The organism is Sorangium sp. So ce281, assembly GCF_051527395.1.
Taxonomy (GTDB): Bacteria; Myxococcota_A; Polyangia; order Polyangiales; family Polyangiaceae; genus Sorangium; species Sorangium cellulosum_B.
This window is the reverse complement of the sequence record NZ_CP150322.1, coordinates 11,733,403-11,747,590: the sequence shown is the minus strand read 5'-3', so window position 1 is coordinate 11,747,590 and position 14,188 is coordinate 11,733,403. Positions and strand designations below refer to the sequence as shown.

General features: G+C 72.6%; 8 protein-coding genes. 3 read left to right on the top strand and 5 right to left on the bottom strand.

Features of this window, described 5'->3' with window-relative positions:
* Entirely contained in the window at nt 1-2,235 is a 2,235-nt protein-coding gene (locus tag WMF27_RS45050) for a substrate-binding domain-containing protein (RefSeq protein WP_437762703.1), read from the bottom strand.
* A gap of 254 nt (nt 2,236-2,489) precedes the next feature.
* Between WMF27_RS45050 and WMF27_RS45045 the strand changes: the two genes are divergently transcribed.
* From WMF27_RS45045 to WMF27_RS45035, 3 genes are all read left to right on the top strand, one after another.
* Nucleotides 2,490-3,683: a hypothetical protein gene (locus tag WMF27_RS45045; RefSeq protein ID WP_437762704.1), complete on the top strand. Its 1,194-nt coding sequence runs from the start codon at nt 2,490-2,492 to the stop codon at nt 3,681-3,683.
* 211 nt (nt 3,684-3,894) lie between these two features.
* Nucleotides 3,895-4,947 carry an alpha/beta hydrolase family esterase gene (locus WMF27_RS45040; protein WP_437762705.1) on the top strand — a complete coding sequence of 351 codons (1,053 nt, stop codon included), beginning with the start codon at nt 3,895-3,897 and terminating at the stop codon, nt 4,945-4,947.
* A gap of 77 nt (nt 4,948-5,024) precedes the next feature.
* Entirely contained in the window at nt 5,025-6,293 is a 1,269-nt protein-coding gene (locus WMF27_RS45035) for a DUF3237 domain-containing protein (RefSeq protein ID WP_437762706.1), read from the top strand.
* A gap of 80 nt (nt 6,294-6,373) precedes the next feature.
* On the opposite strand, the gene WMF27_RS45030 is transcribed toward WMF27_RS45035, so the two are convergent.
* The 4 genes from WMF27_RS45030 to WMF27_RS45015 all read right to left on the bottom strand — a co-directional run bounded on the left by WMF27_RS45030 (nt 6,374) and on the right by WMF27_RS45015 (nt 14,110).
* Complete coding sequence (locus tag WMF27_RS45030; RefSeq protein WP_437762707.1) at nt 6,374-6,901, bottom strand: hypothetical protein; 528 nt, start codon at nt 6,899-6,901, stop codon at nt 6,374-6,376.
* 279 nt (nt 6,902-7,180) lie between these two features.
* Nucleotides 7,181-8,356, bottom strand: coding sequence for a glycosyltransferase family 4 protein (locus WMF27_RS45025; RefSeq protein WP_437762708.1), 1,176 nt, complete (start codon nt 8,354-8,356; stop codon nt 7,181-7,183).
* The gene (locus WMF27_RS45020) at nt 8,353-9,723 is read right to left on the bottom strand and encodes a phenylacetate--CoA ligase family protein (protein WP_437762709.1); all 1,371 of its coding nucleotides are present in this window, start codon (nt 9,721-9,723) and stop codon (nt 8,353-8,355) included. Before WMF27_RS45020 ends, WMF27_RS45025 begins: the two co-directional genes overlap by 4 nt.
* A 445-nt stretch (nt 9,724-10,168) precedes the next feature.
* The gene (locus WMF27_RS45015) at nt 10,169-14,110 is read right to left on the bottom strand and encodes a serine/threonine-protein kinase (protein ID WP_437762710.1); all 3,942 of its coding nucleotides are present in this window, start codon (nt 14,108-14,110) and stop codon (nt 10,169-10,171) included.
* Nucleotides 14,111-14,188: the final 78 nt, after the last annotated feature.

Below are 14,188 nucleotides of genomic sequence, written 5' to 3'. Positions count from 1 at the left end.
TCACCTCGCCCTGTGTGCGCCCCCCGCCGCCGGCGCGAGCTCGAGGAGCGCCATCGCGAGCGAGGAGAACGTGGCCAGCTCGCCGAGCTCGACGTCGATGAGGCTCTCCGCGATCTCGGGGCGCACGCCGACCAGGTAGACCCGCGCGCCGAGCAGGGCCGCCGCGCGGCTGGTCATGCCCAGGAAATGGGCGACCTGGATGTCCACGCACGGAACGCCCGTGAGGTCGAGCAGCACGGACAGCGCCTCGTGCCGGCTCACCCCCTCGGCCACCTTCTCGAGCACCTGCTGGGCGCGGCCGTTGTCGAGCATCCCGATCAGCGGCACGAGCAGCACGCCGGAGAGGAGCGGGATGATCGGGCAGCCCAGCTCCCGCACCGTCCGCGACAGCGCGCGCTCGCTCGCGAACGCCTGCTGCAGGTCGGCGTGCCGCGCCGACAGCGACGCCAGCAGCGCGTCGCGCTCGAGGGCCGCCCCGAGCAGCGTCCCCCAGATCGCGACCGTGCCCTCGTCCCCGGTCATCGCGACGACGGCCGGGCCGATGAGCACGAGGATCCCCCAGTCGCGCTCCACGGAGCGTATCGGCAGGAGCAGCACCATGTACGTGCCGTCCGCGGCCGACGGCGGCAGCATCTCCGCCGGCGGGAACGCCTCCAGCCGATGGCGGCTCCCGTTCGGGGGGACCGGGCTGCCGTCGCGGCTGTAGGCGCCCGCGACGACGAGGCCCGCGCGCTCCGCCGGGTCGTCCCATAACGCGAGGCAACCCCAGACCATCGTGGTCGTCTCGAGCCACGAGAGCGACCGGTACTCCTGCTGGGTGCCGCCGAGCAGGGCGAAGCTCACATCGTAGTTGGTCCTCGCGAGCACCCCGAGCTGGTGGACGGAGTGGGTCTCGGCGTCGAGCCGCGCCCGCGCGCTCGCGAGGCGCGCCTGCTCCACGAAGTCCTGGCCCCGCCGCCTGGCCGCGGCGTCCAGGGACATGCGGCGCCGCTCCGGGAGCTGATCCATCAGGCGGGCCGTCGACAGCAGGGCCCCCAGATCGGGCGTGATGGCGACGGCCTGGCGATAGGCTCGCTCGAGCTCGGCGGCCGGGGCGGGCGCGGTGCCCCGGAGCGCCGCGAAATACATGTCGACCACCCGCGTGACCGCCGGCCAGACCGCGGCCGGCGGGATATCGAGCGGGAGCGGGCGCGGCAGGAGCAGCTGCTCGACCATCCGCCGGGCCAGGGTGTCGCCGGCGTCCTCCTCGGAGGCCGCGTCCTCCGTGTCGAGGAAGTTCTGGACCACATTGCAGCCACACGAGCTCCGCAGGACGAGCGCGTTGGCCGTGCGCACGCCCTCGGGCGGGAAGGGCTCGCCGGCGATCATCGACGCGAGCAGCTCGCACGCCGCGCTCCCCATCATCTCGAACCGCTGGCGCACCGTGGTCAGCGGCGGGTCGGTGCTCTGCGCTTCCACGACGTCGTCGAAGCCGATGATCGCGAAATCCTCGGGGACGCGGACGGCCGCCGCCTTCAGCTCGGCCATCGTCCCGATCGCGTTCTTGTCCGTCCCGAAGACGGCCGCCGTGCACGCGGGCAGCTGCGCGAGGAGCGCCGGCGCCGCGGCCCGGCCTCCGCTGTACATGTTGTTGTCGCACGGGATGACCAGATCGGGGTCGAAGGGGATCCCGGCCTCGGCGAGCGTGCTGACGTAGGCGTCGCAGCGCTCGCGCACGTCGTACGCGGCGAAGTTGCCGACGAACGCGATGCGCCGGTGCCCGTGCTCGATCAGGTGGAGCACCGCGTTCCGGATGCCGCCGTGGTTGTCCGGGAGCACCGCAGGACAGCGGATGTCGGCGGGGCGGGCGCCGAGCGTGATGAACGGGACCCCCGCGCGCTCGATCTCCTCAAGACCGCCGAACTCGACGACGACGATCCACCCGTCGACCTGCTCTCTGCCGAGCGAGGGCGCCAGGACCTCGGATGGCGTGCCGCGCAGCACCAGCGTGCGGATCCCGCGCCGCTGGGCCGACGCATGGATGCCGAGCAGGATAGGGCCCCAGAACGCGCCGGAGAGAAACGGGGCGACGACGCCGAGGGTAGGAGGGCGAGCCGCCGGGTGCGCGCTCTCGGGCCGGCGCACATCAGGGCCGGAGACGCCGGCGTTTCCCCCGGACTTCCACCTCGCGGCGCCAGGCAGCTCGCCCCACTGCTCCGGCAACGGTACTGCACTGCCCTGGCGACCCTGACCCATTCCCGACGGCCTCCTGATCCACAACCTGACCGCCCTCCCCACGACCGCTGAGGACCGGCTACATCGTATACGCTGCGCCGCCGGCCCGGGCGAGGAGTCTTGCGTTCTGCCGTGGAATCCGGAGCGTGGCGTCAGACTGCAGACATGGCCGCCCCACACACCGCGTGTGTCGACGCGCTTGGACGCGTTTCGACGCGCTCGGACGACCGGCGCGCCGCCGGCGCGGACGAGCTGGTCGGTGGTATCGTCGAGCAATGCAATACCGCGACGAACGCGACGCGCTGCGGGGGCGTGTGGACAGCCTCGAGGAGCAGCTCGCGGCGGCCAGGAGGGAGCTCGAGGAGCACCGCGACGACGATCGGGCCGCGCGGGTCGAGCAGATCGAGCGCCAGATGGCGGAGGCCCGCCGCGTGCTCGACCAGCTCGGCCGGGAGCTCGCCGCGGTGCGCGGCCAGCCGAAGCGGTCGTCGGCGGTGCCGCTCCTGGTGACGATGGCGGGCGTGGGGCTCTGCGCGATGGTCGCGAGCTACCTGCTGGCGCGGCCCGCGCGCGAGACGATGGCGATCGTCCAGCAGCCGGCCGTGCCCCCGCCTGCCCCTCCCCTCCCGGAGCTGCCGGCGCCGGTCCCCGAGCCAGCGCAAGCGCCGCCGGAGCCGGCCGCGCCGGCGCGCGAGGCGCCGTCGCGGACCGCGACCGCGACCTGGAAGGCGGCCGTCACGCGCGCCACGGGGCTCCCCCTCGCGGCCGGCGCGGCGTGCACCGTCGAGGCGGAGCTCGCGAGCTCGGGCGACGACATCCGCGTGCCCGCGCTCCGGGTCCTCTGCGGCGGCAAGCCGATCTACCGGTCGAGCGATCCGCTGAACGGCATGTCGATGTTCAGCAGCGGCGTGGAGGAGGACTCCGGTCCTGAGCCTGGCACCTATGTTTATGCCCTCTCGTACCAGGACAAGGGCTCTCGCGCCGGGGAGCGGGCCGAGGTCTCGCTCGACAGCATACGCAAGGCCGGCGCCGTCTGGCGCGACTCGGCGCCCGCGTACCGCGTCGAGTTCATGCTGGCGTACCAGAGCCTGTCCGTCGCGGGGGAGCCGCTCCTCGACGCGACCCGGAGAGCGCTGCGCCGGCCCGCGCGCGTCACCGAGTCCACGGGACCGAGCCCGGTGAAGGCGGGCCAGAGGTGCGCGCTGCTCGTCTCGCCGCTGCCGCGAGGCGGCAAGTGCCTCACGCGCCTCGCGTGCGCCGGCCGCATGCTCTACGGCGCGGGCACGACCGGCGTCTCGGAGTGCACGGTGGAGGGAGACAAGGTCGTCCGCGTCCACGACGGGAACACGACCCCGAACGGCGGTGACCCGGCGTTCGAGCTCGACGTCGCGACCGGGCGCATCACCGTGAAGGACGAGGTGGGAGGCGCCGCGTGGACCGTCGGCGTGCAGCTCGATCCGAGCGGCTAGTACTACAGCCGCACGTCGGTGAGTGCCGAACGAGCTGGGCTTCACGTCGCGCATCGCGCCATGGGCGAGTATGCCCATGCCTCACGCCCGAGGCATAGGCGAGTATGCCTATGCCTCGGGCGTGAAGCATAGCGTACGACGTCGTCGCAGATCACCTGCATCGGGTGATGCGACGACGGACGGCGATCTTGGAATAGAGAGGCGGGGACGAATGAAAACGCTTCGCAATTTCGGCGCGATCGCTCCAGCGCTCGTTGCGCTCGCGGCGTTCGCGGCGCTGGGCTGCGCCAGCCAGGGAGAAGCGACGACCGAGGCATCCTCCGGCGGCAGCGCCGGAGGGCCCGCTGGGCCCGGATCCAGCGCCTCCGGCGCCACGGGCAGCACGTCGGCAACCGGTGGCTCGCCGGCGACCGGCGGCTCGTCGGGGGCGGTCAGCGGCGCGGGCGGCAGCGGCGGGCGCCCGGACTCGGGGGAGACTGGCGCGGGCGGCGGGGGCGCTGTCGGCTCCGGATCGAGCGGCGCTGGAGGAGAGGCGCAGAGCGCGGGCTGCGGCAGCGCGACCGCGCCGAAGAGCGGCCGTTTCAGCGTCGATGTCGGGGGCGCGACGCGCGAGTACATCCTCGCCGTGCCGGACAACTACGATTCGAAGCACCCTTACCGGCTGATCTTCACCTGGCATCCCCGCGGCGGCTCGGCCGAGCAGGTCGCGACCGGGTTCGGCGGCGGCTACTACGGCCTCCAGAGCCGCGCCGACGGCTCGGCGATCTTCGTCTCGCCCGAGGGCCTCGAGCAGGGCTGGGCGAACACGGGGGGCCGCGACATCGCGTTCCTCCGCGCCATGCTCGACCGCTTCCGTGCCGAGCTCTGCATCGACGAGAGCAGGATCTTTTCGACGGGGTTCAGCTACGGCGGCATGATGTCCTACGCGATCGGCTGTGCGATGGGCGACGACTTCCGCGCCATCGCCTCCATGTCCGGCGCGCTGTACAGCGGCTGCGAGGACGGCGACCATCCCGTGGCCATGTGGGGCTCCCACGGCAAGAGCGACAACGTGGTTCCGCTCGAGAACGGGCAGAGCGCTCGCGATGTCTTCCTCGAGCGAAACCACTGCGGTCAGCAGACCACACCGGTCGAGTCGGGCCGCTGCGTCAGCTACGAGGGCTGCGACGCGGGCTATCCGGTCGTCTGGTGCGAGTTCGACGGGGGCCACGCCCTGCCGGACAACTCCGGCGAGTCGATCTGGAGCTTCTTCTCGCAGTTCTGAAGCGGGTATCGCTCGATAAAGCGCCACGCTTCAGAATGCATCGAATCCCAGCGTGGATTGAATGGACGGGTCCGGCCATGGTGATCAAAAATCTCCCAGCGAAGCTCTTGATAACTGGAATCCTGGGCATCTGCTCTGGAGGGTGTGGTTCGTCGACCGACGATACCAGCGGAGCGACGACGAGCGGCAGCTCCGGCGGCGCGACGTCGAGCGGTCCCGGCGGCGCGACCGGCACGGGCGGCGACGCCGGCACGGGCGGCGCGGGTAGCGGAACCACCGCGGGTAACGGAGCCACGGGAACCGGCGGCGCTGAGGAGACGGGCAGCAGCAGCAGCAGCGGCGGCGGCGCAGGCGGGGCGCCCGGCGCCGGCGGCGGCGACAACGGCAGCGAGGAGGCGACGATCGTCCCCGATCCGTCGTGGACCTGCGGGATGCCGGATGGCATTCCGCTCCCCACGCGCGGCGAGCTCGTCTTTCGGGCGACGCTCCAGCTCGGCGAGACCCACGATGTCGGGACCACCCAGTTCGGACACCGCCGCCTCCTCGACGTGAAGGGGGGCACGCTCACGGGCGACAAGATCCAGGCCACGTTCCTCACGGGCGGCATGGATCTCGAGCTCACGCTGTCGAACGGATCCGTCGAGCTCGAGGAGATCAACATCCTGAAGGCGAGCGACGGCAGCTCCATCTTGCTGCGGACCTGCGGCGTCGCCGCCGCCGGCGATGATGTCGTCCGGATCGTCCCGGACTTCGAGGTCGCCACCTCGAGCTCGCTCGCGTGGCTCAACACCGGGAAGTTCGCGGGCACCCGTGTCGTCGACGCCGCGGCCGGCACGATCCAGCTCGACGTCTACGACATCAGCAAGGTGGCCGCCGGAGAGCCGAAGATCCAGCTCAAGGATCCGGAGGGCGTCCCGAACCAATCGTGGGAGTGCTCGAAGGCGACCGGGGCGAGGGGCTCGAGCGTGTTCACCGAGACCGTCACGCTCGGCTCATCCGTGTCTGTCGGCGCGAGCAAGCGCGGCACGCGCAACATCATCCCCATCACCGGGGGCACGGTCACCGGCGGAATGCTGCTGAGCGGCCTGTCGGGCACGGTGCTCCCCGGAGGCGCCGACTACCAGCTCATCGGATCGACCACGGTGCTGGACGCCCGGTACGCGCTGTCCTCGAAGGACGGCGAGGTCATCGTGGTGAGGAACTGCGGACCGTTCGGCGCGCTCATTCCTGTCTTCGAGACGCGCGCGGACGGCCCCTATGCGATCCTCAACACGAAGTCCTATGTGAGCTCCGACCCGGGCGGCGCGGGGGGCGGAGTGAGCCTCACCTTCTACGAGCGCAAATAGAACAGCAGCGCCGCGGTGACGTCGGCGCCTCCGGGTGGCCAAAGGCACGACGGCCACGGCGGTGGGCGTCTCGGGTAAAGCTACCACGGCCTCGGGACGTGGTCGGCCATCGCCTCCGACGTCTCCCGCGCGGCGCGGACCGCCGCGAGCCAGTGGACCTGGGCCGGATCGCTCTCCCACGGCGGCGCCTCGCGCCAGCGCGCGTCCCAGTACTCGCGCGCGGCCGCCTCGGCCGTCGCGAGCTCGCTCTCGTCCTCGGGCGCGTCCTCGACGCGCTCTGCAACGAACCGCCACGGTTCCGAGTCGCGGTTGCGCCGCTTCGACCAAGGGGGCGCAGGCTCCTCGTCGAGGATTCCGTCGCTGCTCCGGAGATAGGCCTCGTAGGCGCTCTGCGCCATCGCGTCGCGCCGGTGGACGGTGACCCAGTGCGCGCACGTCTCGCGGTACGCCTCGGCCCACGCGCGGTCCTCCTCAGGCACATCATTGCGCCAGGCGCTCGCGTGGAGCTCGCGCAGTGCTGCCTGGCTCGCCTCCACGTCCTCGCGACTCGCGCCGCTCGCGCGCCACGCGGCCACGAGGGCCCGCTCGCGAGCTGCGCTCGGTCCCACTTGCCCACCTGGTCGTTCTCGTCCCTTGTCTCCAACCATTCCTTCGCCAGCTCGTGCATGGTCCAGCGCTTCATCGCCATCATCTTGTCGTGCGGTAGCATCGCGATCATCGGTGTCGCGAAGGGAGAAAGATTTCAACGCAAAGGCGCAAAGGCGCAAACCTGCACAAGATCTGTTCTTTTTTGCGGCTTTGCGCCTTTGCGCCTTTGCGTTGAAATCTCTCGCCAGATCGCTGGCCGGACTTCTGGCGGGCGGAACGAGTATCGTCCTCCGTGAACGCTACCCCCCGAGCACCTCGTCATAGAGGTCCTCGTACGCTCGCGCCATGCGGTCGATCCCGAACCGCTCCATCACCCGCGCCCGCCCGCGCAATCCCATCTCCGCGCGATCCTCCCGCACGGCCACCGCCTCGAGCGCGCCCGCCAGGGTCTCCGGCGCTCCGGGCGGCACCAGCATCCCCGTCTCGCCATCCACCACGATCTCCGGATTGCCCCCCACCCGCGTCGCGACGATCGGCAACCCCGCCGCCGCCGCCTCGATGAGCGTCAGCGAGATCCCCTCCGTCAACGACGCGAGCGCGAACACATCGAACGCCGGCAAGAGCTCCGCCACGTCCCCGCGCGTCCCCGTGAACGTCACCGCCCCGCCGAGCCCGAGCCGCGCCGCCTGCGCCTCGAGCGCCGGCCGCCGCGGGCCGTCGCCGATCAGCGTCAGATGCGCGTCGGGCCGCGCCGCGCGGAGCCGCGCGAAGGCGTCGAGCAGCGTCGCGTGATCCTTCTCCGGCGACAGCCGCGCGACGCACCCCACGTGGTAGCCCGTCGCCGGCACCCCGAGCCGCGCCCGCGCCGCGCCCGCGTCGCCCGGCCGGAACACGTCCGTGTCCACGCCGTTCAGGATCGTCACGACCTTGGCCGGGTCGACGTGCTCCACCTCGAGCGCGACCGCCCGCGTGTCGTCGCTCACCGCCACCACCCGGTCCGTGAGCGCCGCGGCCAGCCGGTTGACCAGCACCTTCCGCTTCTGCTTCGGGTAGTTGCGACCGTGCTTCGTGTGGATGACGCGCGGCCCGCCTCCGCCAGGGAGCGCCGCCGCCCGCAGGAGGCCCGCCGCGAGCGCGCCGTAGAGGTGCGGCCCCGGGTTGTGCGTGTGCACGAGCCCGATCCCCTCGCGCCGCAGCCACGCCGAGAGCCTGAACGGCAGCCCCGGGTCGAGGCCGGGCTTCCGCGAGAGCACCACGAGCGGCACGCCGAGCCGCGCCAGCTCCTCGGCCAGCGCGCCGGGCTCCTGGAGCGCGCACACCACCGGCGCGAACCGGTCGCGCGCCATCCTGTCGAGCAGCCGGAGCACCACCCGCTCGAGCCCACCCACGTTGAGCGAGAGCACGACGTGGGCGACCTTCGCGGGCCGGCCCGGCGCGGCAGACGGCGCCGGCCGGACCCCGGGCGCTCCGATCATGCCGCGGCCCCGCGGCCGAACTCGATCGGCACCTCGGTCATGGTGAAGCGGAACTTCCCCCCCGAGGTGACCGGGATGTCGCTGACGAGCTGCACCCGGATGTCCGCCCGCTCCCCGAGGAACCGGCGCAGATCGCGCTCGATGGCCTGCGACGTCTCCGGCCCGTACCCCTCGCCAGGGATGATCTTGATCGTGATCGCCCGCGTCTTGTCCTGGTGGACCTGATACCGCTCCACCGTCGGGTTGTCCTTGAAGAAGTAGGGGAAGAACACGGACGAGAGGAGCTGGCCGTCCGTCCCGACGATCATGTCGAGCACCCGCCCCTCGACCGAGGCGAGCAGCGGCAATCCGCGGCCGCACGAGCAGGCCTTGTCGGCCGCGACCACCACGTCCTCGTTCTTGTAACGCAGCAGCGGCATCGACCGGCACACGAGGTCGCTCAGGATCACCTCGCCCGGCTCGCCGGGCCGCGCGTGCCGGCCGCCGCGCACCACCTCGAGGAAGACGTTCTCGAGGTTGAGGTGCTTGCCCTCGTGGCGCTCACACTCCGCGCCGATCAGCATCATCTCCCTGCACCCGTAGCGATCGTAGACCGGCGCCTGGAACGCCCGCTCGATCACCTCGCGCTGGTGAGGGAAGAGCCGCTCCGCCGTCGCGATGATCCCCCTCGGCGTGGGCAGCCGGTGCCCCGTCTCGAGCGCATAGCGCGCCGTGTAGTAGAGAGGGCTCGTGTACCCCACAACGAGGTTCGGCTGGTAGCGCCGGATCTCGTCCACCACCCCCGCGAGCCGCTCCTCCGCCAGGTTCCACGCGCTGACCGTCTTCTTCCGGATCAGCGCCTCGTGCAGCGTGCGCTTCGCCTTCTTCCAGCGGGGCTCCAGGGTCGGAATCCCCCAGATGTACAGCTCCTTGTCCCCGATCCGGCCGCCAGCCCACGCGTCGGAGCGCAGGGCCGCGGCGCTTCTACACTCGTACGTCGCGTGATCGTAAAAGAAGCGCGCCGGCTCTCCGGTCGATCCGCCCGTACCGCTCCTGAAGAGCTTGCCGCGCCACCCATCCGCGATGAGCTCGCCGCCGTGCGCGCGGAGATCGGCTTTGGTCAGAACCGGAAAGCGCGCGAGATCCTCGGGCGCTTGCACGTCCTTGACCCGCACCCCGTATTCGGCGAAGCGGCGCCGGTAGAAGGGCACGCTCTGCTCGGCAAAGCGGAGGGCCGCCTGCATCTTTCTCCAGTTGAGCTCCCTGAGCTCGCGCTCCGGACGCCACTGGGACCGCTCCAGCTCCCCCAGGTAGGCCAGCGTGGCTCTCCCTCGGAGCTTCGTCTCGTAAAACGGAAAGAGCACGTTCCGAAAGAGGGCTGAATACATGGCTGCTGACGATTCTTTCGAACCTCGGCCACACAGTCAAGCAGCCGCGGCCGGGTCGCCGCTTCTCCACGCACGCCCCACCCACGCCCTACCCACGCGCCACCCACATGTTGCGCACGCCCCGCCACCCGCGGCCACGATTGGTTACCGCAGAGATGGCGGGAGTGAACTCCTCATGACAGCGGCTCAGCTCGACCCGCTCACCGCGGCGCGGTGACACCCGCGCTGCGCATCACCGTCGCCCTCGCCCGCCGGCGCAGGCGGGCGAGCCAGCAGACATGAGCTCTTCCGTCCGCAGCGCGGCCGCGGGTGGTGTTCGAAATTGAACATGAAGGCGGGAAGGCGGGAAGGCGGGAAGGAAAGTTCAATGATCTTCCCGCCTTCCCGCCTTCATGTGAACTCTCTCCGGGCAAATTGGAGCACTACCCGGCCGCGACTCGGCGCCTCACTGAAGCGTCGGCTCGGCTTCTTGCTGCCAGAGCGCCGCCAGCGCGAACGTCTTGGCGTTCTCCGGCACGGCCTGGCAAAAGCTCTCCCGCCGCGCCGGGTCCTGGATCCATTGCGCCCGCGCGACGAGCCGCTGCATCGCCACCGCGATCGCCTCGCGCGCCGCCTCGTGGTGGCCGCTGGCGCGGAGCGACTCGGCGTACACGAGCCGGATCTGCGCCTCGCCCTCCTCGGTCCCGCCGACCGACACGAGCAGCCCGAGCCCGCGCCGGGCCGCCTCGAGCGCCTCCTCGGCCCGGCCCTGCTCGAGCAGCACCCGCGCGCGCACCGAGAGCGCGTGCGCCTGGAGCGTCGGCACGTGCGCCAGCATCGCCACCGCCGCCCCCGCCTCGTTGTCCGCCGCGTCGAGGTCGCCGAGCCGCGTCAGGATCGCGGCGAGGTACGCCCGCGACCGCGCCTCCTGCCGCCGGTTCGCCTGCGCCACGAAGGCGTCGATCGCCTCGACCGTGGCCGCGCGCGCCGCGCCGAGATCGCCCTGCTGGATCCAGAGCAGGCCCTGGTTCTGCTTGGCGAACGCCGCCACGTTGTGGAGCCCGAGCCGCCCCGCCTCCGCGAGCGCGTCGCGCAGCTCGGCCTCGGCGCGGCCGTACACCCCGAGCTGCAGCAGGCAGTGCGCCGCGTTCACGCGGCTCAGGCACGCGTTCCTGAGGTCGCCGGTCTGGAGGTAGGCGGGGATGCTCTGCTCCGTGCACGCGAGCGACGCCGCAGGGTCGCCGTAGCAGAGCGCCCGCGACGCCCGGAGCGCGTGGATGCGCGCGGCCACCGCCGCGTCGCGCTCGGCGAGCGGCATCGCCACCCGGGAGAGCTCCTGCACGATGTCCTCCGCCGCGGCGTACTGGCCCCCGTGCAGGAGCGACCCGGCGATGCGCGCCAGCGCGCTCACGGAGGCGCCGGTCGCCTCCGCGACGTCGATCCACGAGCCGCGATCCCCGCTGCCCGGGCCGGCCCCGCGGAGCTCCTCGACGAGATCCGCGAGGCGGTCGCCCATGCCGAGGCGCACGCGCATCGACGCGGCCTCCCCGGCCGCCGCGTACCAGAGCGCGCTCTTCCGGGGGAAGCCCCGCATCGCCATGACGGCGCACCGCTCGGCCTGGGACGCCTCGCCGAGCCACTTGTGCGCCTCGGCCTGGACGAGGCGCAGCGCCGCGAAGAGCTCCCCGTCCACGTCGGCGCTCGCGGCCCCCTGCTCGGCCCGCTGGATCGCGGCGCGGAAGTCGTTCGCCCCGAGCGCCTGCTCCGCCGCGCGCCGGAACCAGACGACCGCCCGCTCGGCGTCGCCGCCCCGCTCGAAGTGGTCGGCCAGGAGCGCCGCGTCGCGCTCGCCGGCCGCGTCCAGCCACTCGCCGGCGAGCAGGTGGCCGAGCGCGCGATCCGCGTCCGTGAGCGTCGCGTACGCCGCCTCGCGCACGAGCGCGTGCCGGAACGCGTACTCGTGCTCGCTCCGGAACTTGCCCTCGCCCCGCCGCGCGATGAGCTCGCGATCGACGAGCACCGCGAGCCACCCGTCCACCTGGGGGGCGCGGCGCTCGCCGCCGAGCAGCGCCATGAGCCCCCCGCGCCAGAACTTCTGGCCGAACACGCTCGCGGCCCGGAGCACCCGCCGCGCCTCGCCGTCGAGCGACTCGAGGCGGGCCTGCACCATCGACAGCACCGTCTCGGGGAGCGCCTCGGTCCGGCCCGAGGCGGCGGCGCGGATGAGCTCTTCCAGGTAGAACGCGTTGCCCCCGGCCCGCTCGCACAGGCGCGCGCAGAGGTCGGGCGTCACGGCGTCGCCGAGCACCTCGCGCACGAGCCGCTCGCTCCCCCGCCGCCCGATCTCGCGCAGCCGGAGCTCCTGGACGCCGCGCGAGACCCACACCTTCGGGAAGACGGTCTCCACCTCCGGCCGCGCCAGCGCGAGCACCATGAGCGGCTGGTCGCGCAGCGCGAGGGCCGCGTCGATGAGCTTCACCGTGGGCACGTCGCCCCACTGGAGGTCCTCGAGCACGAGGAGCACCGGCTCGGCCCGGCACTCGGCGAGCACGAAGTCCTCGAAGGCGCGGCGGATCTGGTCGCCCATGAGCATCGGGTCGCTCCGCGCGGCGCGCAGCTCCACCCTGCCCTCGTCGGAGAAGCGGATCCGCGCCACCTCGCCGAGGAACTCGGTCACGCGGTCGAGGTCGGCGCCGCTCAGGTAGCGGCCTACCCGCGCGCGCAGGCGCTGCTCGCGGACCTCCTGCGGCTCGCCGCCCGAGAGCCCGGCCTCGCGGCGGAGCATCTGGCGCAGCATCCCGAAGGGCGACCCTGCGCTCATCGGGTCGGCGTGGCCGAGCCAGACCTGCACCCGCTCCTTGCGCTCCTCGACGCGGCGCAGGAACTCGTAGCGCAGCCGGCTCTTGCCGAGCCCCGCGGGCGCCGTGATGAGCACCGCGCGCGCGGTCGGCTCGGAGAGGCACTCGTCGAGCACGGCGTCGAGGATGGCGAGCTCGTGGTCGCGCCCCACGAACGGCGTCGTGCGCCCGAGCAGCGTCCGCGCGGCCTCGACGAGGTCGCGCTCGGCGCGGAGCACGAGGCCGGTCGCGTCGCCGCCGACCTCGAAGCGGGCGTCGAGCAGGCCGGCCATCACCTCGTCGAGGCGGATCGACCCGCCGTCGGCGCGGTCGAGCAGCCGCACGGCGCGGTCGATGGTGGGCCCCATCGGGAGCTGGTCGTCGGCGGAGCCGCGGCCGGCGACGAGGGCCATCTGCACGCCGGGCAGGAGGTCCCGCACCTCGATCGCGCACCGCGCCGCGCGGGCGGCCTGGTCCGTGATGAGGCCGCGCCCCTCGAGCGTGATGAGCAGGAGCCCGTCGGCAAGCGTCTGTAGCGCCCCGCCGAAGCGCGACGCCACGCGCTTCACCTCGTCCTCCGGGACGGTGCGCGCGAGGGGCATCGTCATCGGGAGCGTCATCGGCAGGGTGGGCCCCTGCCACGAGGGGGCCTCCGGCGCCCCCATGCGCGCGAGCATCAGGCACAGCGTGCGCCGCTCGCCGGTCGTGAGCGCGCTCGCGCGGCGGCTCGCGGGCGCGGGGGGGGTGCTCTTGATCTCGCCGACGCGGAGCAGCTCGAGGGCCACGGCGGCGCCGTTCGCGGGCCGGTCCGCCGGGGCCTTGGCGAGCATGCGCGCCACGGCGATGTCGACGTTCTCGGGGACGTCGGCGCGCAGGTCGCGGAGGCGCGGCGCCTCGTCGAGCACGACGCGGAGGAGGGCTGTGTGGATGTCGTCGCCGACGAACGGCGGGCGCCCGGTGAGGCAGTGGAACAGGACGCAGCCGAGCGCGAACACGTCGGCCTGGGTCCCGACGTCGCGCTCGCCGCGCGCCTGCTCCGGCGCCATGTAGAACGGCGTGCCCATCACGACGCCGGTCATCGTGAGGGGCGCGAGCGACGTGAGGCGGGCGATGCCGAAGTCGAGGAGCTTGACCTGCTCGGCCGACTTGTCGACGAGGTACAGGTTGCTCGGCTTGAGGTCGCGGTGGACGACGTTGTGGCGGTGCGCCTCGGCGAGCGCCTCGGCGACCCGGAGGCCGAGCGTGACGCTCTCGGCGATGGTGAGCCCGCGCCGGCGCAGCCGGTCGCCGAGGCTCTCGCCCTCGAGCCACTCGAGCGCGAGCCAGGGCTCGCCGCTCTCGGTGGCGCCCTGCGCGATGTACCGGACGATGCCGGGGTGCCGCAGCTCGGCGAGCACCTGCGCCTCGCGCGCGAAGCGCTCGCCGTGCTCGAGGCCGCGGCCCGACATGACCTTGAGCGCCGCCGTCTCGCCCGTGTGCCGATCGAGGGCGCGGTAGACGGAGCCCATCCCGCCCGACCCGGCGAGGCGCTCGATCAAGAAGCGGTCGGCGACGATGTCCCCGGGTTTCATCGGGACGGCGAGTATCACACGGAGCCCCGTGGGAGAGGCCAGATCCCGGCAATCCCGGCGACGAACCGCGGCGGGGCG

Coding starts and splice junctions, on each gene's coding strand:
- WMF27_RS45050 (WP_437762703.1), bottom strand. CDS start 2,235: ATGGGTCAGGGTCGCCAGGGCAGTGCAGTACCGTTGCCGGAGCAGTGG.
- WMF27_RS45020 (WP_437762709.1), bottom strand. CDS start 9,723: ATGTATTCAGCCCTCTTTCGGAACGTGCTCTTTCCGTTTTACGAGACG.
- WMF27_RS45025 (WP_437762708.1), bottom strand. CDS start 8,356: ATGATCGGAGCGCCCGGGGTCCGGCCGGCGCCGTCTGCCGCGCCGGGC.
- WMF27_RS45045 (WP_437762704.1), top strand. CDS start 2,490: ATGCAATACCGCGACGAACGCGACGCGCTGCGGGGGCGTGTGGACAGC.
- WMF27_RS45040 (WP_437762705.1), top strand. CDS start 3,895: ATGAAAACGCTTCGCAATTTCGGCGCGATCGCTCCAGCGCTCGTTGCG.
- WMF27_RS45015 (WP_437762710.1), bottom strand. CDS start 14,110: ATGAAACCCGGGGACATCGTCGCCGACCGCTTCTTGATCGAGCGCCTC.
- WMF27_RS45035 (WP_437762706.1), top strand. CDS start 5,025: ATGGTGATCAAAAATCTCCCAGCGAAGCTCTTGATAACTGGAATCCTG.